Origin of the sequence: Pseudomonas sp. KnCO4 (assembly GCF_045344305.1) — a bacterium.
Classification (GTDB): Bacteria; Pseudomonadota; Gammaproteobacteria; order Pseudomonadales; family Pseudomonadaceae; genus Aquipseudomonas; species Aquipseudomonas anuradhapurensis.
Window position 1 is genome coordinate 470,751 of the sequence record NZ_CP174199.1, and the last position, 21,739, is coordinate 492,489.

At 64.1% G+C, this 21,739-nt stretch carries 20 protein-coding genes; 17 read left to right on the plus strand and 3 right to left on the minus strand.

Annotated elements, in window-relative coordinates:
- Positions 1 to 128: 128 nt before the first annotated feature.
- Genes ACJA3S_RS02085 through ACJA3S_RS02095 form a run of 3 tightly spaced genes read left to right on the plus strand, consistent with a single transcriptional unit; the run spans position 129 to position 2,585 of the window.
- Positions 129 to 1,148: an aminoglycoside phosphotransferase family protein gene (locus ACJA3S_RS02085; RefSeq protein WP_406820706.1), complete on the plus strand. Its 1,020-nt coding sequence runs from the start codon at positions 129 to 131 to the stop codon at positions 1,146 to 1,148.
- Positions 1,145 to 1,816, plus strand: coding sequence for an N-acetylmuramate alpha-1-phosphate uridylyltransferase MurU (gene murU / locus ACJA3S_RS02090; RefSeq protein ID WP_406820707.1), 672 nt, complete (start codon positions 1,145 to 1,147; stop codon positions 1,814 to 1,816). Before ACJA3S_RS02085 ends, murU begins: the two co-directional genes overlap by 4 nt.
- Before the next feature lies 1 nt (position 1,817).
- The gene (locus ACJA3S_RS02095; protein WP_406820708.1) at positions 1,818 to 2,585 is read left to right on the plus strand and encodes a TerB family tellurite resistance protein; all 768 of its coding nucleotides are present in this window, start codon (positions 1,818 to 1,820) and stop codon (positions 2,583 to 2,585) included.
- 129 nt (positions 2,586 to 2,714) lie between these two features.
- On the opposite strand, the gene ACJA3S_RS02100 is transcribed toward ACJA3S_RS02095, so the two are convergent.
- Positions 2,715 to 3,707 carry an alpha/beta hydrolase family protein gene (locus tag ACJA3S_RS02100; protein WP_406820709.1) on the minus strand — a complete coding sequence of 331 codons (993 nt, stop codon included), beginning with the start codon at positions 3,705 to 3,707 and terminating at the stop codon, positions 2,715 to 2,717.
- A gap of 95 nt (positions 3,708 to 3,802) precedes the next feature.
- Here ACJA3S_RS02100 and ACJA3S_RS02105 point away from each other — a divergent pair, with 95 nt between their 5' ends.
- From ACJA3S_RS02105 to trpE, 9 genes are all read left to right on the plus strand, one after another.
- Complete coding sequence (locus ACJA3S_RS02105; RefSeq protein ID WP_406820710.1) at positions 3,803 to 6,190, plus strand: PAS domain S-box protein; 2,388 nt, start codon at positions 3,803 to 3,805, stop codon at positions 6,188 to 6,190.
- A gap of 7 nt (positions 6,191 to 6,197) precedes the next feature.
- The gene (locus ACJA3S_RS02110) at positions 6,198 to 6,830 is read left to right on the plus strand and encodes a response regulator transcription factor (protein ID WP_170034010.1); all 633 of its coding nucleotides are present in this window, start codon (positions 6,198 to 6,200) and stop codon (positions 6,828 to 6,830) included.
- Positions 6,831 to 7,125: 295 nt separating this feature from the next.
- On the plus strand, positions 7,126 to 8,250 hold the full coding sequence (locus ACJA3S_RS02115; RefSeq protein WP_170027961.1) for an ABC transporter ATP-binding protein: 1,125 nt from the start codon (positions 7,126 to 7,128) through the stop codon (positions 8,248 to 8,250).
- Between the two features lie 40 nt (positions 8,251 to 8,290).
- Positions 8,291 to 9,325, plus strand: coding sequence for an ABC transporter substrate-binding protein (locus ACJA3S_RS02120; protein ID WP_406820711.1), 1,035 nt, complete (start codon positions 8,291 to 8,293; stop codon positions 9,323 to 9,325).
- A 60-nt stretch (positions 9,326 to 9,385) separates the two neighbouring features.
- Positions 9,386 to 10,633, plus strand: coding sequence for an ABC transporter permease (locus ACJA3S_RS02125; protein WP_406820712.1), 1,248 nt, complete (start codon positions 9,386 to 9,388; stop codon positions 10,631 to 10,633).
- Positions 10,634 to 10,644: 11 nt separating this feature from the next.
- The gene (locus ACJA3S_RS02130; protein ID WP_406820713.1) at positions 10,645 to 11,472 is read left to right on the plus strand and encodes an ABC transporter permease; all 828 of its coding nucleotides are present in this window, start codon (positions 10,645 to 10,647) and stop codon (positions 11,470 to 11,472) included.
- A 194-nt stretch (positions 11,473 to 11,666) separates the two neighbouring features.
- On the plus strand, positions 11,667 to 12,341 hold the full coding sequence (gene rpe / locus ACJA3S_RS02135; protein WP_170027965.1) for a ribulose-phosphate 3-epimerase: 675 nt from the start codon (positions 11,667 to 11,669) through the stop codon (positions 12,339 to 12,341).
- Positions 12,338 to 13,156: a phosphoglycolate phosphatase gene (locus tag ACJA3S_RS02140; protein ID WP_186690125.1), complete on the plus strand. Its 819-nt coding sequence runs from the start codon at positions 12,338 to 12,340 to the stop codon at positions 13,154 to 13,156. Before rpe ends, ACJA3S_RS02140 begins: the two co-directional genes overlap by 4 nt.
- A gap of 69 nt (positions 13,157 to 13,225) precedes the next feature.
- On the plus strand, positions 13,226 to 14,707 hold the full coding sequence (gene trpE / locus ACJA3S_RS02145; RefSeq protein WP_406820714.1) for an anthranilate synthase component I: 1,482 nt from the start codon (positions 13,226 to 13,228) through the stop codon (positions 14,705 to 14,707).
- Positions 14,708 to 14,840: 133 nt separating this feature from the next.
- On the opposite strand, the gene estP is transcribed toward trpE, so the two are convergent.
- Positions 14,841 to 16,721: an esterase EstP gene (gene estP, locus ACJA3S_RS02150; RefSeq protein WP_406820715.1), complete on the minus strand. Its 1,881-nt coding sequence runs from the start codon at positions 16,719 to 16,721 to the stop codon at positions 14,841 to 14,843.
- Between the two features lie 368 nt (positions 16,722 to 17,089).
- Between estP and ACJA3S_RS02155 the strand changes: the two genes are divergently transcribed.
- The 4 genes from ACJA3S_RS02155 (at position 17,090) to ACJA3S_RS02170 (ending at position 20,390) form a co-directional block, all read left to right on the plus strand.
- Positions 17,090 to 17,683 (plus strand): aminodeoxychorismate/anthranilate synthase component II, encoded by a 594-nt coding sequence (locus ACJA3S_RS02155; protein WP_003259809.1) that lies wholly within the window; start codon positions 17,090 to 17,092, stop codon positions 17,681 to 17,683.
- Positions 17,684 to 17,692: 9 nt separating this feature from the next.
- Positions 17,693 to 18,742: an anthranilate phosphoribosyltransferase gene (gene trpD, locus ACJA3S_RS02160; protein ID WP_406820716.1), complete on the plus strand. Its 1,050-nt coding sequence runs from the start codon at positions 17,693 to 17,695 to the stop codon at positions 18,740 to 18,742.
- Positions 18,739 to 19,572, plus strand: coding sequence for an indole-3-glycerol phosphate synthase TrpC (gene trpC, locus ACJA3S_RS02165; RefSeq protein WP_406820717.1), 834 nt, complete (start codon positions 18,739 to 18,741; stop codon positions 19,570 to 19,572). Before trpD ends, trpC begins: the two co-directional genes overlap by 4 nt.
- A gap of 113 nt (positions 19,573 to 19,685) precedes the next feature.
- On the plus strand, positions 19,686 to 20,390 hold the full coding sequence (locus tag ACJA3S_RS02170; RefSeq protein ID WP_406820718.1) for a biotin/lipoate A/B protein ligase family protein: 705 nt from the start codon (positions 19,686 to 19,688) through the stop codon (positions 20,388 to 20,390).
- On the opposite strand, the gene crp is transcribed toward ACJA3S_RS02170, so the two are convergent.
- A complete protein-coding gene (gene crp, locus ACJA3S_RS02175; protein WP_170027972.1) occupies positions 20,387 to 21,031 on the minus strand; it encodes a cAMP-activated global transcriptional regulator CRP in 645 nt (214 codons plus the stop codon). The genes ACJA3S_RS02170 and crp overlap by 4 nt on opposite strands.
- A 190-nt stretch (positions 21,032 to 21,221) precedes the next feature.
- On the opposite strand from crp, the gene ACJA3S_RS02180 reads away from it, so the two are divergent.
- Positions 21,222 to 21,644: an OsmC family protein gene (locus tag ACJA3S_RS02180; RefSeq protein ID WP_170027973.1), complete on the plus strand. Its 423-nt coding sequence runs from the start codon at positions 21,222 to 21,224 to the stop codon at positions 21,642 to 21,644.
- Positions 21,645 to 21,739: the final 95 nt, after the last annotated feature.

Consider the following 21,739-nt stretch of genomic DNA (forward strand, 5'->3'; position numbering starts at 1 on the left):
TATTAGTCCGGGCTTCCTGCGTGCCATCTGCCCGCGTGTGGGGCCGCACGCCTCTCGATGGTCTGAAAAAGATGCTGGATAATAAAGCATGACCCGCTTGACGGCTAGGGCCGTCGGAGACCCTTGTAATGCCTGAACACGATGTACGCCTGCAACAACTGACGGTCTGGCTCGCTGAGCAGCTCAATGATCTTTTCCACAGAAACGCCTGGGGCGAAGTGCCCGCAGGCAGCCTGACCGCGGCCAGCAGCGACGCCAGCTTCCGTCGGTATTTCCGCTGGCAGGGCGCTGGGCACAGCTTCGTGATCATGGATGCGCCCCCGCCGCAGGAGAATTGCCGACCGTTCGTCGCCATTGACCACCTGCTGGCCAGCGCCGACGTGCACGTGCCGCTGATTCACGCCCAGGACCTGGAGCGCGGCTTCCTGCTGCTGGGCGACCTGGGCCACCAGACCTACCTCGACATCATCGATGCCGACAACGCCGACAGCCTGTTCGCCGACGCCATCGACGCCTTGCTGGCCTTCCAGCGCCTGCCGATGGACGCGCCGCTGCCCAGCTACGACGACGCCTTGCTGCGCCGCGAAGTGGAGCTGTTCCCCGAATGGTACGTGGGGCGTGAGCTTGGCCTGGCCTTCAATGATGCCCAGCAAGCCACCTGGCAGCGGGTCAGCCAGCTGCTGATCGACAGTGCCCTGGCCCAGCCCAAGGTGCTGGTGCACCGCGACTACATGCCGCGCAACCTGATGCAGAGCACGCCCAACCCCGGCGTGCTGGACTTCCAGGACGCGGTGTATGGCCCGGTCACCTACGACATCACCTGCCTGTTCAAGGACGCCTTCATCAGCTGGCCGCAGGCGCGGGTCGAGGGCTGGCTGCGTGATTACTGGCAGCAGGCACGGGCTGTCGGCATTCCAGTGCAGGCTGACTTCGAGGCATTCCAGCGCGCCAGCGACCTGATGGGTGTGCAGCGCCACCTGAAGGTGATCGGCATCTTTGCCCGTATCTGCCACCGCGACGGCAAACCCCGCTACCTGGGCGACGTGCCGCGTTTCTTCGCCTATATAGAAGAAGTAATCGGTCGCCGGCCCGAATTGGCGGAGCTGGGCGAACTGATTGCCGAGTTGCAGGCCGGAGCGCGTGCATGAAGGCAATGATCCTGGCGGCAGGGAAAGGCGAGCGCATGCGCCCGCTGACCCTGCATACCCCCAAACCGTTGGTCCCGGTCGCCGGTCAGCCCCTGATCGAGTATCACTTGCGCGCCCTGGCGGCGGCGGGCGTCAACGAGGTGGTGATCAACCATGCCTGGCTTGGCCAGCAGATCGAAGACCACCTCGGTGATGGCAGTCGCTTCGGCCTGCGCATCCGCTATTCGCCGGAGGGCGAGCCGCTGGAAACCGGCGGTGGCATCTTCAAGGCCTTGCCACTGCTGGGCGACGCGCCGTTCCTGCTGGTCAACGGCGATGTCTGGACCGACTATGACTTCAAGCACCTGCAGGCTCCCGTGCAAGGCCTGGCTCACCTGGTGCTGGTCGACAACCCGGGCCACCATGGCCGTGGCGATTTCCGCCTGGTGGGCGGCCAGGTGGTGGATGGTGATGACGCCCCTGGCACGCTGACGTTCAGCGGCCTCTCGGTGTTGCACCCGGCGCTGTTCGCGGGTTGCCAAGCGGGGGCCTTCAAGCTCGCGCCGCTGCTGCGCCAGGCCATGGCAGCAGAGCAGGTGAGTGGCGAACACTACCGCGGGCACTGGGTGGATGTCGGTACCCTCGAGCGCCTGGCCGAAGCCGAGCGCCTGATCGGCGAGCGTGCCTGACATGTGGTGGCCAAGCACGGTGATTGGCGCCGGTGCCGGCTTTGCCGTTGCCAGCATCCCCGGTGCCCTGCTCGGCGCATTGCTCGGTCAGTTGATTGACCGCCGCCTGCGTTTGCGGGGCTGGGAAGACCTGCGCGAACGCCTGGGCGGGCGCCCGGCCTTGCAGGATGACGAATTGCTGTTCGTGATGCTCGGTCGCCTGGCCAAGTGCGATGGCCGGGTGGCCGAGCAGCATATCCAGCAGGCGCGTCAGGAAATGGTGCGCCTGGACCTGGCCGAAGAAGCCCGGCTGCGTGCGATTGCCGCATTCAATCGCGGCAAGGCGGGCAAGGACCGGCTGGGTGGGCACTTGCGGCGTATCCGCCAGCAGCCACATGCGGCGGAAGGCACCCTGCGGGCCTGTTGGCGCATGGTCTGGGCCGACGGCAAGATGGGTAACAAGGAGCGCGAACTGCTGCTGGAATGGGGGCACAAGCTGGGCCTGAGCCGGCGCCAGGTCCAGGCCATGTCGCTGGAATACGAGCCGCGCAGGGCTGCTGGTGCCCGCGAGGTACCCATGACCTACGCGGCTGCCCTGAGGCTGCTGGCGGTCGAGGCGGACACCGAAGGCGACAAGATCAAGCAGGCCTATCGGCGGCTGGTCAGCCGCCACCATCCGGACAAGCTGGCGGGCACGGGGGCGAGCGAGGCACAGCTGCGTGAGGCGACCGAGCGTACGCGGGAGTTGCACCAGGCCTATGCCATGATCCGCAAGCGGCGCGGCCTGTAAAAGCCTGCGCGGCACTTGTAGGAGCGGCCTTGTGTCGCGATGGGGCGCGTAGCGGCCCCAAGTGGTCAGCTTCGCAACAGCTACCGCTGGGGGGCCGCTTTGCGGCCCTTTCGCGACACGAGGCCGCTCCTACAGACTCATCCACCCCCGCACCCGGCGGAACAGTTGCTCTTGTTCCGCTGCCTTGTTCCCCGGCATGGCAATCAGCGACAACTGCCGGTATTGGCTGTCCTTCTGCCGCTTGCTGGCCTGCAGGCGCTGCGCGGCCGCGCTGCGGTCGGCGCTGCGGGTGGCGTAGTAGATGTCGGCAGTGGGCACTCTCAAGGTGGGAACCAGGCTTTCCAGGCCATGCTCCACCCGCGCCGGTGTCTGCGCAGCCACCAGCACCAGCTTTTGCACCTGCGGTGGCTGCTGTTCGCTCAGGTAGCGGGCCGCCCAATACGCGCCGCTGCCATGGCCAATCAACACGATGCTGCGGGCGTTATGCTGCTGGGCAAAGGCCACTGCAGCATCCAGGCGGGCGAAGATGCGCGCGGCATCGGCCGGGTCGGTTTGCTCGCTGGCCTGTGCGGCATCAGTGCTTTCTGCAGTGTCGGCATCGGCCGCAGTGGCTTGGGCGACATTGGCGTTGGCATCGGCTGGCAAGTCCTTGGCCGGGGCGCTTTCGCCCTGTTCTGGCGCTGGCTGGGCCGCCGGCTTGGCTTCGACCCGCGCCTGCGGGCTGTCGGCCAGCAGGTCGGGCAGGCTGATGCTCAGGCTGTGCCAGCCGACATCGGGGAACTTGCGCCGCAGCGGACCGACCGCGTTTGGCCAATCGGCTGTTTCACCGGCGCCGGGCACGATGATCACGGCCCCTTGCGGGTCGCTGTCGTTGGCCGGTTTCCACAGTGCCAGGAAGCTGTCGGCACCGCCTTGCAGCGTCTGTTGCTCGGCCTTGGGCACCAGCCGTTCGAGCGCCTGGGCGTCCTCCTGGCTACGCTCCAGCAACGGCGGGCGCGGGGCTGGAGCAGCCGGGGCCTCGTTGGTGACAGGTGGTTGTTCGGCATCGGCGGCCAAGGCGCCGAGTGGAAGGAGCGAGGCCAGGCAGCACATTGCCAGCGTCGTGCGATAAAGTGTGGACATGAGTCAACCCAAGGCCAGAATGATACCGGCAGCCTAATAGTATTTGCCCGTGACGGCCATGCTGCATGGCCGCCTTTGCCAAGACGAGCGTGTAGATGAAGCGAGTGCGTCGCCTGTTGGTTATCGGCTGTTTATGGCTGCCCTTGATTGCATTGGCCAGGCCTGAGGCGCTGCCCTCGGTAGTGCTGGAGCCTGCCCAGCAGCAATGGCTGGACACGCATCGCAGCCTGCGCGTGGGCTTGGTGCTGCAGGCACCGTACGCGCAGTTCGACCGGCGTCTGCAGCAACTGTATGGGGCCAATGTCGAGTTGGTCAGCAGCCTGGCGCAAGCGCTGCAGCTGGACCTGACCTGGCGCAATTTCGCTGACCAGGCCAGCCTTGAACACGCCCTGCAGGCGGGGGAGATCGACTTTGCCCCGGGCCTGACCCAGACCCCGGCCAGCTTGCGCCTGTGGCTGTTCAGCGACCCGTACATGCGTGTGCCGCAACTGGTGGTCGGGCCACGCACCGGGGCGATGGCCGTGGAGCTGGAAAAACTCGAAGCCGAGCAGCGTGTGGCGGTACGCATGCCCAGCCAGCTGGCGGATTACCTGCGCGCCAACTACAACAACCTCAACCTGCAAGGGGTGCCCAACGAGCGCGAGGCGTTGCAGCTGGTGGTGGGCGGCCAGGCCAGTTTCGCGGTGCTGGATGAAGCCCAGCTCAGCCGCCTGTCCCGCGAGAGCGAGTTCGGCGAGCTGGCAGTGGTTGGCGACATCGGTTTGCCGCAGTTGCTGCGCATCGGTTCGCGGCGCGACTGGCCACTGCTGGCCGATGTGCTCGAGCGAGGCCTGCAGGCGCTGCCGGCCAAGGAGCTGGAGCAACTGCACCAGCGTTGGTTGCAACCGAAGTACCCACGCCTGAGCGAGTCGACCGGCTTCTGGCAGAACCTGGCCTTGCTGTCCGCCATGCTGTTGCTGTGCGCGCTGGCCACCCTGGTATGGCAGCGCCGACAGCAGCGCCAGCTGGAGCGCAGCCTGCTGGCCACGCGGGAAACCCTGGCAGAGCGACAAGTCCGCGAAGAAGCGCTGCGCCTGAGCCAGTTCGCCATTGACCAGAGCACCGTGGGCATCCTCTGGGTCAACTGGGACAGCCATGTACGCTATGCCAACCATGCCGCCGAACGCATGCTCGGCTATGGCGAAGGCGAGCTGCTGGAACGGCCGCTGAGCACCTTCGAGCCCAACCTGACCATGGATCGCTGGCTCGAGCTGTGGAAGGGCGCGCGCGCCGGGGAGGTGGGTGTCGGCCAGTTTGAAACGCAGTGCCGGCGGGCCGACCGGAGCCTGCTGCCGGTGGAGTTGTCGCTGAGCTTCCTGCGCTTTCGTGATTCCGAATACCTGGTGGTCTACCTCGCCGATGTCACCGAGCGCCACCGCGCCCTGGCGGCGCTGCGCGAAAGCGAGGCGCGGCTCAAGGGGATTGCCGGCAACGTGCCGGGGCTGGTGTTCCGCCTCGAACGCGACCCGGCCGAGGGTGACCTGGAGTTCCCCTACATCAGCGAGGGCAGCGAGGCGCTGGTGGGCTATGCGCCCAGCGAGATCCAGCACCCGCAGATGGGCCTGCGCAACCTGGTGCACCCCGACGACCGTGCCGATTACCACCGGGTGCAGGACCTGGCCTTGGCCAGCGACCAGGACTGGTCCTGGCAGGGGCGTATCCTCACCCGTCAGGGCGAACAGCGCTGGGCCGACATCAAGGCCAGTACCCGGCGCCTGGCCGATGGCCGGGTGGTTTGGGATGGCGTGGTGTGGGACATCACCCAGGGCAAGCGGGCCGAGTTGGCGCTAGCCAAGTCCCAGGAGCAACTGCGCGAATTGTCGGCCCACCTGGAGAGCGTGCGCGAGGAAGAAAAGGCCCGCATCGCCCGCGAAGTGCACGATGAGCTGGGGCAGATGCTGACCGTGCTCAAGCTGGAAGTGTCGATGTGCGAACTGGCCTTCGCCGAACTGGACCCGGGCCTGCACGAGCGCCTGGACAGCATGAAGCGCCTGATCGCCCAGCTGTTCCAGCTGGTGCGCGACGTGGCCACCGCCTTGCGCCCACCGATCCTCGATGCCGGCATTGCCTCGGCCATCGAGTGGCAAGCGCGGCGCTTCGAGGCGCGCACGCAAATCCCCTGCCTGGTACAAGTACCGGATAATCTGCCAGCATTGAGCGATGCCAAGGCCACTGGGCTGTTCCGTATCCTGCAGGAGGCGCTGACCAACGTGATGCGCCACGCCCAGGCGCACAGCGTGGAGATCGAACTGGTGCATGAGCACGGGCAATTGCGCATGACCGTCAGCGATGATGGGCAAGGGTTTTGCCGCGACCAGCCCCGGCCTGCGTCGTTTGGCCTGGTAGGCGTGCGTGAACGGGTGCTGATGCTGGGCGGCAGCATGGCGCTGGACAGTGAACCGGGCGAAGGCACCAGCCTGAGCGTGGCCATTCCGTTGGAGTAGGAGAGCGATCGTGATTCGAGTGCTGGTGGCCGAAGACCACACCATTGTCCGTGAAGGCATCAAGCAGTTGATTGGCCTGGCCAAGGACATGCAGGTGGCGGGCGAGGCAGCTAACGGCGAGCAACTGCTGGAAACCCTGCGCCATACGCCGTGCGAGGTCGTGTTGCTGGACATCTCGATGCCCGGCGTGAATGGCCTGGAGGCGATCCCGCGGATCCGTGCCCTGCATGACGCGCCGGCGATCCTGATGTTGTCGATGCACGATGAGGCGCAGATGGCGGCGCGCGCGCTGAAGGCCGGGGCGGCGGGCTATGCGACCAAGGACAGCGACCCGGCGTTGTTGCTGACCGCCATTCGCCGGGTGGCTGCAGGCGGGCGCTATATCGACCCGGCGCTGGCCGACCGCATGGTATTCGAAGTGGGCCTGACCGAGTCACGGCCGTTGCACACACTGTTGTCGGAGCGCGAGTTTTCGGTGTTCGAGCGCCTGGCCCAGGGCGCCAACGTCAATGACATCGCCCAGCAGCTGGCGCTGTCGAGCAAGACCATCAGCACGCACAAGGCGCGCTTGATGCAGAAGCTGAAGGTGAACTCGCTGGCAGAGTTGGTGAAGTACGCCATGGAGCACAAGCTGGTCTGATTGCGACATGCCTGTTCTCGGAACTTGCCGAGGCCCCTGTGGGAGCGGGCGTGCCCGCGAAAGGGCCTGACCTGCGGATCTCTATGGCTGAACCTGCCCTTTCGCGGGCTTGCCCGCTCCCACAGGTTTGGCGGGTGGCTCGGATGAGCATTCCAAACCCGCCATCCTTGTAGGGGAATCCCTACAACAAATCTTCCAACCGGATGATGGCATTCTCTCAGCACCCCCGATTTCCGGGCGCATGCGCCTTGTCTAATCTTTTGCCTACGCAGTCATCCAACAAGAAGGTGCAGGCATGAGCGAGGCGAAGTCGAACGCTGCAACCAGCGAAACGCTGGTCAGCTTCCGTGGTGTGCAGAAGAGCTACGACGGCGAGTCGCTGATCGTCAAGGACCTCAACCTCGATATCCGCAAGGGCGAATTCCTCACCCTGCTCGGCCCGTCCGGCTCGGGCAAGACCACCAGCCTGATGATGCTGGCCGGCTTCGAGACCCCAACCGCCGGTGAAATCCAGCTGGCCGGGCGTTCGATCAACAACGTGCCACCGCACAAGCGCGACATCGGCATGGTGTTCCAGAACTACGCGCTGTTCCCGCACATGACCGTGGCCGAGAACCTGGCGTTCCCGCTGACCGTGCGCAACCTGAGCAAGACCGACATCAGCGAGCGGGTCAAGCGCGTGCTGAACATGGTCCAGCTCGACGCCTTCGCCAAGCGCTACCCCGGCCAGCTGTCCGGCGGCCAACAGCAGCGCGTAGCCCTGGCCCGGGCCCTGGTGTTCGAGCCCCAGCTGGTGCTGATGGACGAACCGCTGGGTGCCCTCGACAAGCAGTTGCGTGAGCACATGCAGATGGAGATCAAGCACATCCACCAGCGCCTGGGCGTGACCGTGGTCTACGTGACCCACGACCAGGGCGAAGCGCTGACCATGTCTGACCGTGTGGCGGTGTTCCACCAGGGCGAGATCCAGCAGATTGCCGACCCGCGTACCTTGTACGAAGAGCCCTGCAACACCTTCGTCGCCAACTTCATCGGTGAGAACAACCGCATCAACGGCACCTTGCTGGCCAGCGATGGCAAACGCTGCCAGGTGCAGCTGGCGCGTGGCGAGCGGGTCGAGGCGCTGGCGGTGAATGTCGGCCAGGCCGGCGAGCCAGTGACCCTGTCGATCCGCCCGGAGCGTGTGCGCCTCAACGGCCACAGCGAGCGCTGCGTAAACCGCTTCTCGGGGCGGGTGGCCGAGTTCATCTACCTGGGCGACCACGTCCGGGTGCGCCTGGAAGTTTGCGGCAAGGGCGACTTCTTCGTGAAGCAGCCCATTGCCGAGCTCGACCCGGCCCTGGCCGTGGGCGATGTAGTACCCCTGGGCTGGGAGGTGGAGCACGCCCGCGCGCTCGATCCGATTGCCGAAGCCCATTGATGGATTGCTTCACCAACCCTGTACTGTGGAGAGAATAATAATGCGCAAGCAGTTGAAACTGACCGCCCTGGCCCTGGGGCTGTTCGCCGCTGGCCAGGCCATGGCCGCAGACCTGACCGTGGTGTCGTTCGGTGGTGCCAACAAGGCGGCCCAGGTCAAGGCGTTCTATGAGCCATGGGAGAAGGCCGGCAAGGGCAAGATCGTCGCTGGCGAGTACAACGGCGAAATGGCCAAGGTCAAAGCCATGGTCGACACCAAGAGCGTGTCGTGGAACCTGGTGGAGGTGGAGTCGCCAGAGCTGGCCCGTGGCTGTGACGAGGGTATGTTCGAAGAACTCGACCCGGCGCTGTTCGGCAACCAGGCCGACTATGTGCCAGGTGCCATCCAGCCTTGCGGCGTAGGCTTCTTCGTGTGGTCGACGGTGCTGGCCTACAACGCCGACAAGCTCAAGACCGCACCTACCAGCTGGGCGGATTTCTGGGACACCAAGAAATTCCCGGGCAAGCGCGGCCTGCGCAAGGGTGCCAAGTACACCCTGGAATTCGCCCTGATGGCCGACGGTGTGGCGCCGAAGGACGTGTACCAGGTGCTGGGCACCAAAGAGGGCGTGGACCGCGCGTTCAAGAAGCTCGACGAACTCAAGCCAAGCATCCAGTGGTGGGAAGCCGGTGCCCAGCCGCCGCAGTACCTGGCTTCGGGTGACGTGGTCATGAGCTCGGCCTACAACGGCCGCATCGCCGCAGTACAGAAAGAGAGCAACCTCAAGGTGGTGTGGAACGGCGGCATCTACGACTTCGACGCCTGGGCCATCCCGAAAGGCGCCAAGGATGCCGACGAGGCGAAGAAATTCATCGCCTTCAGCGTGCAGCCCGAGCAGCAGAAGACCTATTCCGAGAACATCGCCTACGGCCCGGCCAACTCGAAAGCCGTGAGCCTGCTGTCGGACGAGGTGAAGAAAGACATGCCGACCACGCCTGAGAACATTGCCAACCAGGTGCAGATCGACGTGGCCTTCTGGGCCGACAACAGCGAGCAACTGGAGCAACGCTTCAACGCCTGGGCGGCGAAGAAGTAACAGCCCGGTGTGTGGGGCCGCATGGCGGCCCCTATTTCAGCCTGTATTGCGGAGTTCGCCATGGCCATTGCAGTGCCCCTCAACGAAGGCGCAGGTCCAAGTCTCAAGCAGCGCCTCAAGCACGCCGAGCGGGTTAACCGCTGGAAGGCGCAGGCGTTGATCGCGCCGCTGGCGCTGTTTCTCTTGCTGGTGTTCCTGGTGCCGATCGCGGCACTGCTGTACAAGAGCGTCGGCAACCCGGAAGTGGTTGGCGGCCTGCCGCGTACGGTGGATGTCATCACCCAGTGGGACGGCAAGAGCCTGCCGGGCGAGGACGTGTACAAGGCGCTGAGCCAGGACCTGGCCGAATCGCGCAAGAACCAGACCCTGGGCGACCTGTCCAAGCGCCTGAACATGGAGCTGGCCGGCTATCGCAGCCTGTTGGCCAAGACCGCGCGGGCGCTGCCATTCAAGAGCGAACCCGCTTCCTATAAAGATGCCTTGCAGGCGCTCGACGAGCGTTGGGGTGACCCGGCCTACTGGCAGGCGATCCGCCGCAACACCAGCACGGTGACCTCGTTCTACCTGCTGGCTTCGCTCGACCACCGTATCGACGACCTTGGCGAACTGGCCAAGGCGACCCCTGACCAGGCCATCTACCTGGATATCTTCGCCCGCACCCTGTGGATGGGGTTGGTGATTACTGCCATCTGCCTGGTGCTGGCCTACCCGTTGGCCTACCTGCTGGCCAACCTGCCGACCCGGCAGAGCAACCTGCTGATGATCCTGGTGCTGCTGCCGTTCTGGACTTCGATCCTGGTGCGAGTGGCCGCGTGGATCGTGCTGCTGCAATCAGGCGGCCTGATCAACAGCGCGCTGATGGCCATGGGCATCATCGACCAGCCACTGGAACTGGTGTTCAACCGCACCGGCGTGTACATCTCGATGGTGCACATCCTACTGCCGTTCATGATCCTGCCGCTGTACAGCGTGATGAAGGGCATTTCGCCCAGCTACATGCGCGCGGCGATCTCGCTGGGCTGCCACCCGTTCGCCAGCTTCTGGCGGGTGTACTTCCCGCAGACCTACGCCGGTGTAGGCGCGGGTTGCCTGCTGGTGTTCATTCTGGCCATCGGCTACTACATCACCCCGGCCTTGCTGGGCAGCCCGAACGACCAGATGGTCAGCTACTTCGTCGCCTTCTACACCAACACCAGCATCAACTGGGGCATGGCCACTGCGCTGGGCGGGCTGTTGCTGCTGGCGACCGTGCTGTTGTACCTGATCTATAGCTGGCTGGTCGGCGCCAGCCGCCTGCGCCTGAGCTGAGGAGCCTTGTCATGCTGAGCCCTTACATGTCGCCCGTGGAGCGGGTGTGGTTCTACAGCCTGCGTATTCTTTGCGGTCTGGTCCTGCTGTTCCTCATTCTGCCGGTGCTGGTGATCGTGCCGCTGTCGTTCAACAGTGGCAGCTTCCTGGTGTACCCGTTGCAGGGCTTCTCGCTGCACTGGTACCAGGACTTCTTCGGCTCGGCCGAATGGATGCGCGCCTTGAAGAACAGCATCATCGTCGCCCCGGCGGCCACGGTGCTGGCCATGGTGTTCGGTACCTTGGCGGCGATCGGCCTCACCCGTGGCGATTTCCCGGGCAAGTCGCTGGTGATGGCGCTGGTGATTTCGCCGATGGTGGTGCCGGTGGTGATCATCGGTGTGGCCAGCTACCTGTTCTTCGCCCCGCTTGGCATGGGCAACAGCTTCACTTCGCTGATCCTGGTGCACGCGGTGCTGGGTGTACCGTTCGTCATCATTACCGTGTCGGCGACCCTGCAAGGCTTCAATTACAACCTGGTGCGCGCGGCGGCCAGCCTGGGCGCCTCGCCGCTGCTGACCTTCCGCCGGGTGACCCTGCCGCTGATCGCGCCCGGGGTCATCTCGGGGGCGTTGTTCGCCTTTGCCACGTCGTTCGACGAGGTGGTGGTAACGCTGTTCCTCGCCGGCCCGGAACAGGCGACCCTGCCTCGGCAGATGTTCAGCGGCATCCGCGAAAACCTGAGCCCGACCATTGCCGCCGCGGCGACCTTGCTGATTGCCTTCTCGGTAGTGTTGCTGCTGACACTTGAGTGGTTGCGTGGGCGTAGCGAGAAGCTGAGAACCCAGCAGCCTGGTTGAAGTTATGTTGCCTGTGCTGGCCTCTTCGCGGCTAAAGCCGCTCCCACAGGATTTGTGCAGCTTTCGATGCCTGCGCGGTCCCTGTGGGAGCGGCTTTAGCCGCGAAGAGGCCGGTACAGGTTGATGCTAATCAGCCCTCATCCGCTTGCCTGGGTTACAATGCGCGCCACCGTGATTCTGCCAACAGGTGCGCCATGCAGCCCTACGCTATTGCCCCCTCCATTCTCTCCGCCGATTTCGCCCGCCTGGGCGAGGACGTCGACAAGGTATTGGCGGCGGGTGCCGACATCGTCCATTTCGATGTCATGGACAACCATTACGTCCCCAACCTGACCATTGGTCCGATGGTCTGCAGCGCCCTGCGCAAGTATGGCGTCACCGCCCCGATCGACGTGCACCTGATGGTCAGCCCGGTCGACCGCATCATCGGCGACTTCATCGAAGCTGGCGCCACCTACATCACCTTCCATCCGGAAGCCTCGCAACACATCGACCGCTCCTTGCAACTGATCAAGGACGGCGGCTGCAAGGCCGGCCTGGTGTTCAACCCGGCCACCAGCCTGGATGCCCTGAAGTACGTGATGGACAAGATCGACATGGTGCTGCTGATGAGCGTCAACCCGGGCTTTGGCGGGCAGAAGTTCATCCCCGGCACCCTCGACAAGCTGCGTGAGGCGCGTGCGCTGATCGATGCCAGTGGCCGTGATATCCGCCTGGAAATCGACGGTGGCGTCAACGTCAACAACATCCGCGAGATCGCTGCCGCTGGCGCCGACACCTTCGTGGCCGGTTCGGCGATCTTCAACGCCCCGGACTACCAGGAAGTCATCGCCAGGATGCGCGCCGAACTGGCTCAGGCGCGCCCATGAGCGGCTTCGAGCAGCTGTTCCCGGGGACGCTGCCCAGGCTGGTGATGTTCGATCTGGACGGTACCCTGATCGACTCCGTGCCAGACCTGGCTGCCGCCGTGGACCGCATGCTGCTCGAACTGGGGCGCCCGCCCGCTGGCCTTGCGGCGGTGCGCCACTGGGTGGGTAACGGCGCCCAGGTGCTGGTGCGCCGGGCGCTGGCTGGCGACATCGAACACGCCGCCGTGGACGACGCGTTGGCCGAAAAGGCGCTGGCGCTGTTCATGGACGCCTATGCCGAAAGCCACGAACTGACCGTGGTCTACCCCGGCGTGCAGGACACCCTGCGCTGGCTGCACAAGCGGGGCGTGGAGATGGCCCTGATCACCAACAAGCCCGAGCGCTTCGTCGGCCCGCTGCTGGACCAGATGAAGATCGGCAAGTACTTCCGCTGGATCATCGGCGGCGACACCCTGCCACAAAAAAAACCGGACCCGGCGGCGCTGCTGTTCGTCATGCAGATGGCCGGCGTCACCCCGCAGCAGTCGCTGTTCGTCGGCGACTCGCGCAGTGATGTGCTGGCCGCCAAGGCAGCTGGTGTGCAATGCGTGGGCCTGAGCTACGGCTACAACCATGGCCGGCCGATCCACGACGAATGCCCCAGCCTGGTGATCGATGACCTGCGTGCACTGCTGCCTGGTTGCGCAGACCTGGCCACTGGGATAACGTTGGCGGACCTTCAAGCCTCACAAGACAGAGAGTCCACCGTGGCGGTTACTGGCAAGTTCTGGATGAAAGTCATCAAGGCTCTGGCCCGTTGGCGTTGGCGCGCCTGACTTCTGCCTGCCGGCGCGTGCCGGCCCGTCCGTTTGCCTGACTTATTGCTGCTTGCCACGAGGCTACCCATGACCCGCGAAGAATTCCTGCGCCTGGCCGCTGCCGGCTATAACCGCATTCCCCTGGCCTGCGAAACCCTGGCCGACTTCGACACACCGCTGTCGATCTACCTGAAACTGGCCGACCAGCCCAACTCGTACCTGCTCGAATCGGTGCAGGGCGGCGAGAAGTGGGGCCGCTACTCGATGATCGGCCTGCCGTCGCGCACGGTGCTGCGTGTACACGGTTACCACGTCAGCATCCTGCAAGATGGCGTGGAGGTAGAAAGCCACGACGTCGAAGACCCGCTGGCCTTCGTCGAAACCTTCAAGGACCGTTACAAGGTCGCCGACATCCCTGGCCTGCCGCGCTTCAACGGCGGCCTGGTCGGTTACTTCGGCTATGACTGCGTGCGCTATGTGGAAAAACGCCTGGGAGCCAGCCCCAACCCAGACCCGTTGGGTGTGCCGGATATCCTGTTGATGGTGTCGGACGCGGTGGTGGTGTTCGACAACCTGGCGGGCAAGATGCACGCCATCGTGCTGGTCGACCCGGCTGAAGAGCAGGCATTCGAACGCGGCCAGGCGCGGCTGCAAGGGCTGCTGGAAACCCTGCGCCAGCCGATCACGCCACGCCGTGGCCTGGACCTGAGCGGCCCGCAGGCCGCCGAGCCGGCATTCCGCTCCAGCTATACCCGCGAGGACTACGAGAACGCCGTTGGCCGTATCAAGGAATACATCCTGGCCGGCGACTGCATGCAGGTGGTGCCATCGCAGCGCATGTCGATCGACTTCAAGGCTGCGCCCATCGACCTCTATCGCGCACTGCGTTGCTTCAACCCCACGCCGTATATGTACTTCTTCAACTTTGGCGACTTCCACGTGGTCGGCAGTTCGCCTGAAGTGCTGGTGCGGGTAGAGGACAACCTGGTCACCGTTCGCCCGATTGCCGGTACCCGCCCGCGTGGTGCCACCGAAGAGGCCGACCGCGCGTTGGAAGACGATCTGCTGTCGGATGACAAGGAGATCGCCGAGCACCTGATGCTGATCGACCTGGGCCGCAACGATGTCGGCCGGGTGTCTTCCACCGGTAGCGTGCGCCTGACCGAGAAGATGGTGATCGAGCGCTATTCCAATGTGATGCACATCGTGTCCAACGTCACCGGCCAGCTGCGTGAAGGGCTGACGGCGATGGACGCACTGCGGGCGATCCTGCCGGCCGGTACGCTTTCCGGGGCGCCGAAGATTCGCGCGATGGAGATCATCGACGAACTGGAGCCGGTCAAGCGCGGGGTGTACGGTGGGGCGGTCGGCTACTTTGCCTGGAATGGCAACATGGATACCGCGATTGCCATCCGTACCGCTGTGATCAAGGATGGCGAGCTGCATGTGCAGGCTGGTGGCGGCATCGTTGCCGACTCGGTGCCGGCGCTGGAGTGGGAAGAAACCATCAACAAGCGCCGGGCGATGTTCCGCGCGGTGGCGCTGGCTGAGCAGACTTCGGCCAAATAAATGTTGATCGGGGCTGCTTTGCAGCCCTTCGCGGGCATGCCCGCTCCCACAGGGTGATCACATGCTGCAAGGCCTGTGCAGTACCTGTGGGAGCGGGCGAGCCCGCGAAGGGCCGCAAAGCGGCCCCATCAATTCAAAAGTCGACGCTGACGCCCAAACTCACTCCCTGCTGCGTCAGCTCATCACTCTTGCGCCAGTTGTAGTTACCGCGCAAATGCACCCCCGCCACCACTTCATGGTTGACCCCCAGGCTCGCCCGGGTCAGGTCGCTGTGCGGCGTATACCCAGTCAGGGTGAAGTCATTCGCCGGCAGACTGGCCAGGTGCATCGTCACATCCTGCTGGTCATCTTCAAACTCATGCTCCTGTGCCACCTCGGCGAACAGCCGGGTGCCTGATGCAACCTGCACGCTGCCCAGCAACCCCACGCCCAGCCGACGTGACGTGCGCTCCTGATCATCGAAGCCCAGCGCCGTCGAGCGCCCGCTCTTCTCGTCATAGCCATCCACCTTTACCCGCGCATAGTCGGCGCTGACGAACGGCGCCAGTTGCCAGCCACTGCTTTCGGCCGCCAGGTTATAGCCAAGCCGCGCCGACATCGCCCACGCCTCGCCGTCGGTATCACCCTTTTCGCTGCGGTCGTTCACGCCAAGGGCGAAGGTACGCTTCAGATCGCTGTAGTCCAGGTGCCCGGCAGTCAGCGCAGCATCGGCCCACCAGCGGTCCTGGCGGTATTGGGCGAAGGCGCTGGCCAGGTAGCTGTCCAGCCGGTAGTCCGAGTCCTGTTCGCCGGCTTCCAGCTTCTGCCGATACACGCCGCCGGCCAGGCCCAGGCGCCAGGCGTCGTTCAGCCGATAGCTGCCGCCCAGGGTCAGGTTGTAGCCGCGGCCGTCACCGCTGGCCGCGCTGCGTTGCTCATCGAAGTCCAGGTCCTGGGCGCCGGTGGAGACGAAGGCCTGCCATTGGCCAACCGCCTGCCAGGGCGTCTGCCACTGGTTGCGCAGTTCGTCCTGGTGGGCGCGCAGGCTGGCGTGGGCCATTTCCGGTAGCAGGGTCAGCTCCCAGGGGGCTGCGAGGATCGAATAGGCGTAGTCGGCAATCAGTTGCTGACCGGCGATGGTCGGGTGCACCGAGTCGTTGAACAGCAGCTTGGTAGGGTCTGGCGCGCTGCCATTGATGCCATACACCGGGTTCTCCACGCAGCCTTCGCCGCTGTAGCAGGTGCCGACCAGGTCCTGGCCACTGGCCAGGCCATACTGGCTGGGATCAGCCAATGCTTCGCTCAGCAGCACGGGAATGTTGAGCGGAATGATTTCGGCATCGATCTGCCCCAGCTGGCCGAGCAACGCCTGGTTGAACGCGCCAGACAGCAGCGATAGCTGGTTTTGCTCGGGCGTACCGCTGAAGTTGGGGGTCTGGCCGAGGTCGGGTAGCAGCCAGACCATGATGTAGCGGGCGCCACCTTGTTGCAGGGCCTGGGCGCTGGCGGCCAGGCGGGCACCGGCGGCCACCGCGTCGGCGGGGCTGCTGATCAACCCTTGCAGGAAGTCATTGCCGCCGCCGGTCAGGTAGTACAGCGCGTTGGGGTCGGCGCGCAGGCCATTGGCCAGGTAGCCCGGTTTGTCACGCAGCACCAGCCCGGCACCGGGGCGCCCGGGCGGGATGATGACCTCAGACGTGGTGGTGATCGAATCCAGGATCTGTTGGGTGGTGTAGCCGCCTACCGCCCAGTTGTTGCCGTCAGGCAGCCCGAAGACCAGGTTGACCGGCGAAGTGGAGGGGCCAAGCTCTGCCGGGTTAACGCCCAGGCGCCCACCCAGGATCATGGGGGAAACGGGCGCATAGTTGCCGTTGGCATCGCGGTTGGTGAAGCGTATGCCACCGAACTGCCCGGAATCACTCAGGCTGTCGCCAAACACGAGCATGGACGAGTAGGGCGAAGGTGCAGCGAAAGCCTGGCTGCAGGCCAATGCCAGTGAGGCGACGGTAAAACGTACGAACGCAGCTTTTCGCATCAGAGAACATCCTTTTCTTTGTTTTTATCTGGACAACCCGATCGACCTTAGCAAATCGCAGGGCATCCCTCCCAAGTCCATTCGTTTCCCCGTGTTTACGGGCATATTGCGCCCGTCGCCCCGGTAGGCTACTGTGCCGTGACGTATGAGCGAGACCTATCCTGTGTTGATCGTCAGCAAACTCTTGATGCGCGTAATCAAGGCCCACGCCCGTTGGCGTTGGCGCGCCTGACTTTATCTCCTGCCGGCCCGCCCGGCCCGTCCCCGTTTGCCTTCCCGTCTACCGCCCCTTGTGGCAAAGCTGCGCCTGTTGGCTGGCGCAGGAAGGTTCGAATTCTGAAGTCAGTAGATTCAAGAGGTTTAACCCGATGTTACTGATGATCGACAATTACGACTCATTCACTTACAACGTTGTTCAATACCTTGGCGAGCTGGGTGCCGAGGTCAAGGTCATTCGCAACGACGAAATGACCATCGCCCAGATCGAAGCCCTGAACCCCGAACGCATTGTCGTTTCCCCTGGGCCATGCACGCCGAGCGAGGCGGGTGTGTCGATCGAGGCCATCCTGCACTTTGCCGGCAAGCTGCCGATTCTCGGGGTATGCCTGGGCCACCAGTCGATCGGCCAGGCGTTTGGCGGTGACGTGGTGCGTGCGCGCCAGGTGATGCATGGCAAGACCAGCCCGGTCCACCACCGTGACCTTGGCGTGTTCGCCGGCCTCAACAACCCGCTGACCGTGACCCGCTACCACTCCCTGGTGGTCAAGCGCGAAACCCTGCCCGAGTGCCTCGAAGTGACGGCCTGGACCGCCCACGCTGATGGTTCGGTCGACGAAATCATGGGCCTGCGCCACAAGACCTTGAATATCGAAGGGGTGCAGTTCCACCCTGAATCGATCCTTACCGAACAGGGCCACGAGCTGTTCGCCAACTTCCTCAAGCAGACCGGCGGCCGCCGCTAAGGATCGACCATGGATATCAAGAGCGCGTTAAGCCGTATCGTCGGCCACCTGGACCTTTCCACCGAAGAAATGCGCGACGTCATGCGCCAGATCATGACTGGCCAGTGCAGCGAAGCGCAGATCGGTGCCTTCCTGATGGGCATGCGCATGAAAAGCGAAAGCATCGACGAAATCGTCGGTGCGGTATCGGTGATGCGTGAACTGGCCGACAAGGTCGAGCTGCAAAGCCTCGATGGCGTGGTCGATATCGTCGGCACCGGCGGCGATGGCGCCAACATCTTCAACGTCTCCACTGCCTCGTCGTTCGTTCTGGCGGCGGCGGGTTGCACCGTGGCCAAGCATGGCAACCGCGCGGTATCGGGCAAGAGCGGCAGTGCCGACCTGCTGGAAGCGGCAGGCATCTATCTGAACCTCACACCCATCCAGGTGGCTCGCTGCATCGACAGCCTGGGCATCGGCTTCATGTTTGCACAAAGCCACCACAGTGCCATGAAGCATGCCGCTGGCCCGCGTCGCGACCTGGGGCTGCGTACCCTGTTCAACATGCTCGGCCCGCTTACGAATCCGGCCGGAGTGAAGCACCAGGTCGTGGGGGTGTTCACCCAGGCCCTGTGCCGGCCATTGGCCGAGGTGCTGCAGCGCCTGGGCAGCAAGCATGTATTGGTCGTGCACTCCAAGGACGGCCTGGACGAGTTCAGCCTGGCCGCGCCCACCTTCGTTGCCGAACTGAAAAATGGCGAGATCACTGAGTACTGGGTCGAGCCGGAAGACCTTGGCATGAAGAGCCAGAGCCTGCATGGCCTGGCGGTCGAGAACCCGCAGGCGTCGCTGGAGTTGATCCGTGACGCGCTGGGGCGGCGCAAGACCGAGAACGGCCAGAAGGCCGCCGAGATGATCGTGCTCAATGCTGGCGCAGCGCTGTATGCCGCTGACCATGCCATGAGCCTGAAAGCCGGTGTGGAACTGGCCCACGACGTACTGCACACCGGGCTGGCCTGGGAGAAGCTGCAGGAACTGGGTGCCTTTACTGCAGTATTCAAGGTGGAGAACGAAGCATGAGTGTGCCGACGGTGCTGGAAAAGATCATTGCCCGCAAGTTCCAGGAAGTGGCCGAGCGCAGTGCGCGCGTCGGTCTGGCCGAACTGGAAGCGCTGGCCAAGGTTGCCGACGCCCCGCGTGGCTTTGCCAAGGCCTTGATCGAGCAGGCCGGGCGCAAGCAGCCGGCTGTGATTGCCGAAATCAAGAAGGCCTCGCCGAGCAAGGGTGTGATCCGCGAGCATTTCGTGCCGGCGGAAATCGCCATCAGCTACGAGAAAGGCGGGGCGACCTGCCTGTCGGTGCTGACCGATGTGGATTTTTTCCAGGGTGCCGATGAATATCTGCAGCAGGCCCGCGCGGCAGTTTCGCTGCCGGTGATCCGCAAGGATTTCATGGTCGACCCGTACCAGATCGTCGAAGCCCGGGCCTTGGGCGCAGACTGCGTGCTGCTGATCGTGGCGGCACTGGATGACGTGAAGATGGCCGAGCTGGCGGCCACGGCGAAAGATGTCGGCCTTGATGTGTTGGTGGAAGTGCACGACGGCGATGAGCTGGAGCGTGCGCTGAAAACCCTGGATACACCGCTGGTGGGGGTCAACAACCGCAACCTGCACACCTTTGAGGTCAGCCTGGAAACCACCCTTGACCTGCTGCCGCGCATTCCGCGTGATCGCCTGGCTGTTACCGAGAGCGGTATCCTGAACCGCGCCGATGTGGAGCTGATGGAAATCAACGAGGTCTATTCGTTCCTGGTCGGTGAGGCGTTCATGCGTGCCGAACAGCCTGGGCTGGAGCTGCAGCGGTTGTTCTTCCCGGAACAAGTGAAGAAGACTGTTCAGCAACTGGACTGATCGAAACCAAGCCGGCGTCAATGCCGGCTTTTTTGTATGCCTGCAATGGGCTCTTCGCGGGCGTGTCGAGCCGCCCCGAAGAGGCCCTGGAAAACAACATCAAAGGTGGATCAATGACCGATCAACCCCTGGCCCTGACCGTCGAACAAGGCCTGCACGCCGAACAGGAGCTGTTGGCCGCCGTGTGCCGCGGCGAGCGCGACAGTGGCGTACTGTTCTGGCGCCCTACCGACCACGCCCTGGTCATGCCGCGGCGCATGAGCCGCCTGGACAATTTCGAAGCCGCCTGTGCGGAGCTGGCGATTGCCGGCTGGCCGGTGCTGCTGCGCGAAACCGGCGGCGAGCCCGTGCCGCAGTCGCATGCGACGGTAAACGTTGCACTGGTCTATGTCGCCCCACGCAGCGAAGGTGACCATGGCCGTATCGAAAACGCATACGAGCGCCTGTGCCTGCCGCTATGCGACGTGCTGCGCGAGTGGGGCGGCGTGGCCTCGGTGGGGGAGATCGACGGGGCCTTCTGCGACGGCCGCTACAACGTCAACCTCAATGGCCGCAAACTGGTGGGCACCGCACAACGCTGGCGCCAGGGCCTGGGCGGCAAGCGCCCGGTGGTGCTGGTGCATGGTGCGCTGCTGCTGGACAACGAGCGCGAGTCGATGGTGGCAGCGGTGAACCGCTTCAACGAGTGCTGCGAACTGGATCAGCGCTGCCGTGCCGAGGCACACATCGCGTTGCATGAAGTGGCGCCCGAGGCGCCCTGGTTCGAGCGCCTGTCGCAGGCCTATGCCAAGGTGCTGGCGGACCTGCCCAGCGATTAGCGTGTGCCGTAGACCACCATGGTCTTGCCTTTGACCTGCACCAGGCTGCGTTCTTCCAGGTCCTTGAGGACGCGGCCGACCATTTCCCGCGAGCAGCCGACGATGCGGCCGATCTCCTGGCGGGTGATCTTTATCTGCATGCCGTCGGGGTGGGTCATGGCGTCAGGTTGCTTGCACAGGTCGAGCAGGCAACGGGCAACCCGCCCGGTGACGTCGAAGAACGCCAGGTCGCCGACCTTGCGGGTGGTGTTGCGCAGGCGCTGGGCCATCTGGCTGCCCAGCGCGTAGAGAATCTCCGGGTCCTGGCGTGCCAGTTCGCGAAATTTCTCGTAACTGATTTCGGCCACTTCGCATTCGCTTTTCGCGCGCACCCAGGCACTGCGGTGCTGCTCGCTATTGGCGGGTTCGAACAGGCCCAGTTCGCCAAAGAAATCGCCGCTATTCAGGTAGGCGATGATCATTTCATGGCCTTCGTCGTCCTCGATGAGGATGGTCACCGAGCCTTTGATGATGAATGACAGTGTTTCAGCGCGGTCGCCGGCGCAGATGATGTTGCTCTTGGCGGGATAGCGGCGGCGCTGGCAGTGCACCAGCAGTCTGTCGATGTTCTTTATCTTGGCGGGTAAGGCAGAGGCAACCATCACGAAATCCTGTTCGATGCGACGCATTGGCTTTTTCAAAGGGCAGCTGGCGACAGGCGCCAGTCAATTGGCGCCAGCTTATCAGACACTACAGAATGTTTCGGTAATAAACCGACAGGACACGTACTTTTCCCACAGCCATACAAGGTCTAAGCTGACACCCTTTTCCCAAAATCAGGAGTCCGGGTAGATGAAGGCACGTATCCAGTGGGCCGGTGAGGCAATGTTCCTCGGCGAATCGGGGAGCGGCCACGTCGTCGTGATGGACGGCCCGCCCGAGGCCGGCGGCCGCAACCTGGGTGTGCGACCGATGGAGATGCTGTTGCTGGGCCTGGGTGGCTGCAGCAGCTTCGACGTGGTGAGCATTCTGAAAAAGTCGCGGCAGGCGGTGGAAAGCTGCGAGGCGTTCCTCGAGGCCGAGCGTGCAGGCGAAGACCCGAAGGTGTTCACCAAGATTCATATGAACTTCGTAGTGAAAGGGCGCGGGCTGAAAGAGGCGCAGGTCAAGCGTGCGGTGGAGCTGTCGGCAGAGAAGTACTGCTCGGCTTCGATCATGCTGGAGCGTGCCGGGGTCGAGATCAGCCACGGCTATGAAATCGTAGAGCTGGGTTGAAGCCACGGTTCCTGGGGCTGCTGCGCAGCCCATCGCCGACAGGCCTGCTCGCAAAAATACGGCAGGCTCAAGGCCCGCGCAGCACCTGCGGGAGC

What these genes read in the sequence shown, in the direction of transcription:
- ACJA3S_RS02085 (WP_406820706.1), top strand. Translation starts at nt 129, where the DNA reads ATGCCTGAACACGATGTACGCCTGCAACAACTGACGGTCTGGCTCGCT.
- murU (WP_406820707.1), top strand. Translation starts at nt 1,145, where the DNA reads ATGAAGGCAATGATCCTGGCGGCAGGGAAAGGCGAGCGCATGCGCCCG.
- ACJA3S_RS02095 (WP_406820708.1), top strand. Translation starts at nt 1,818, where the DNA reads ATGTGGTGGCCAAGCACGGTGATTGGCGCCGGTGCCGGCTTTGCCGTT.
- ACJA3S_RS02100 (WP_406820709.1), bottom strand. Translation starts at nt 3,707, where the DNA reads ATGTCCACACTTTATCGCACGACGCTGGCAATGTGCTGCCTGGCCTCG.
- ACJA3S_RS02105 (WP_406820710.1), top strand. Translation starts at nt 3,803, where the DNA reads ATGAAGCGAGTGCGTCGCCTGTTGGTTATCGGCTGTTTATGGCTGCCC.
- ACJA3S_RS02115 (WP_170027961.1), top strand. Translation starts at nt 7,126, where the DNA reads ATGAGCGAGGCGAAGTCGAACGCTGCAACCAGCGAAACGCTGGTCAGC.
- ACJA3S_RS02120 (WP_406820711.1), top strand. Translation starts at nt 8,291, where the DNA reads ATGCGCAAGCAGTTGAAACTGACCGCCCTGGCCCTGGGGCTGTTCGCC.
- ACJA3S_RS02125 (WP_406820712.1), top strand. Translation starts at nt 9,386, where the DNA reads ATGGCCATTGCAGTGCCCCTCAACGAAGGCGCAGGTCCAAGTCTCAAG.
- ACJA3S_RS02130 (WP_406820713.1), top strand. Translation starts at nt 10,645, where the DNA reads ATGCTGAGCCCTTACATGTCGCCCGTGGAGCGGGTGTGGTTCTACAGC.
- rpe (WP_170027965.1), top strand. Translation starts at nt 11,667, where the DNA reads ATGCAGCCCTACGCTATTGCCCCCTCCATTCTCTCCGCCGATTTCGCC.
- ACJA3S_RS02140 (WP_186690125.1), top strand. Translation starts at nt 12,338, where the DNA reads ATGAGCGGCTTCGAGCAGCTGTTCCCGGGGACGCTGCCCAGGCTGGTG.
- trpE (WP_406820714.1), top strand. Translation starts at nt 13,226, where the DNA reads ATGACCCGCGAAGAATTCCTGCGCCTGGCCGCTGCCGGCTATAACCGC.
- estP (WP_406820715.1), bottom strand. Translation starts at nt 16,721, where the DNA reads ATGCGAAAAGCTGCGTTCGTACGTTTTACCGTCGCCTCACTGGCATTG.
- ACJA3S_RS02155 (WP_003259809.1), top strand. Translation starts at nt 17,090, where the DNA reads ATGTTACTGATGATCGACAATTACGACTCATTCACTTACAACGTTGTT.
- trpD (WP_406820716.1), top strand. Translation starts at nt 17,693, where the DNA reads ATGGATATCAAGAGCGCGTTAAGCCGTATCGTCGGCCACCTGGACCTT.
- trpC (WP_406820717.1), top strand. Translation starts at nt 18,739, where the DNA reads ATGAGTGTGCCGACGGTGCTGGAAAAGATCATTGCCCGCAAGTTCCAG.
- ACJA3S_RS02170 (WP_406820718.1), top strand. Translation starts at nt 19,686, where the DNA reads ATGACCGATCAACCCCTGGCCCTGACCGTCGAACAAGGCCTGCACGCC.
- crp (WP_170027972.1), bottom strand. Translation starts at nt 21,031, where the DNA reads ATGGTTGCCTCTGCCTTACCCGCCAAGATAAAGAACATCGACAGACTG.
- ACJA3S_RS02180 (WP_170027973.1), top strand. Translation starts at nt 21,222, where the DNA reads ATGAAGGCACGTATCCAGTGGGCCGGTGAGGCAATGTTCCTCGGCGAA.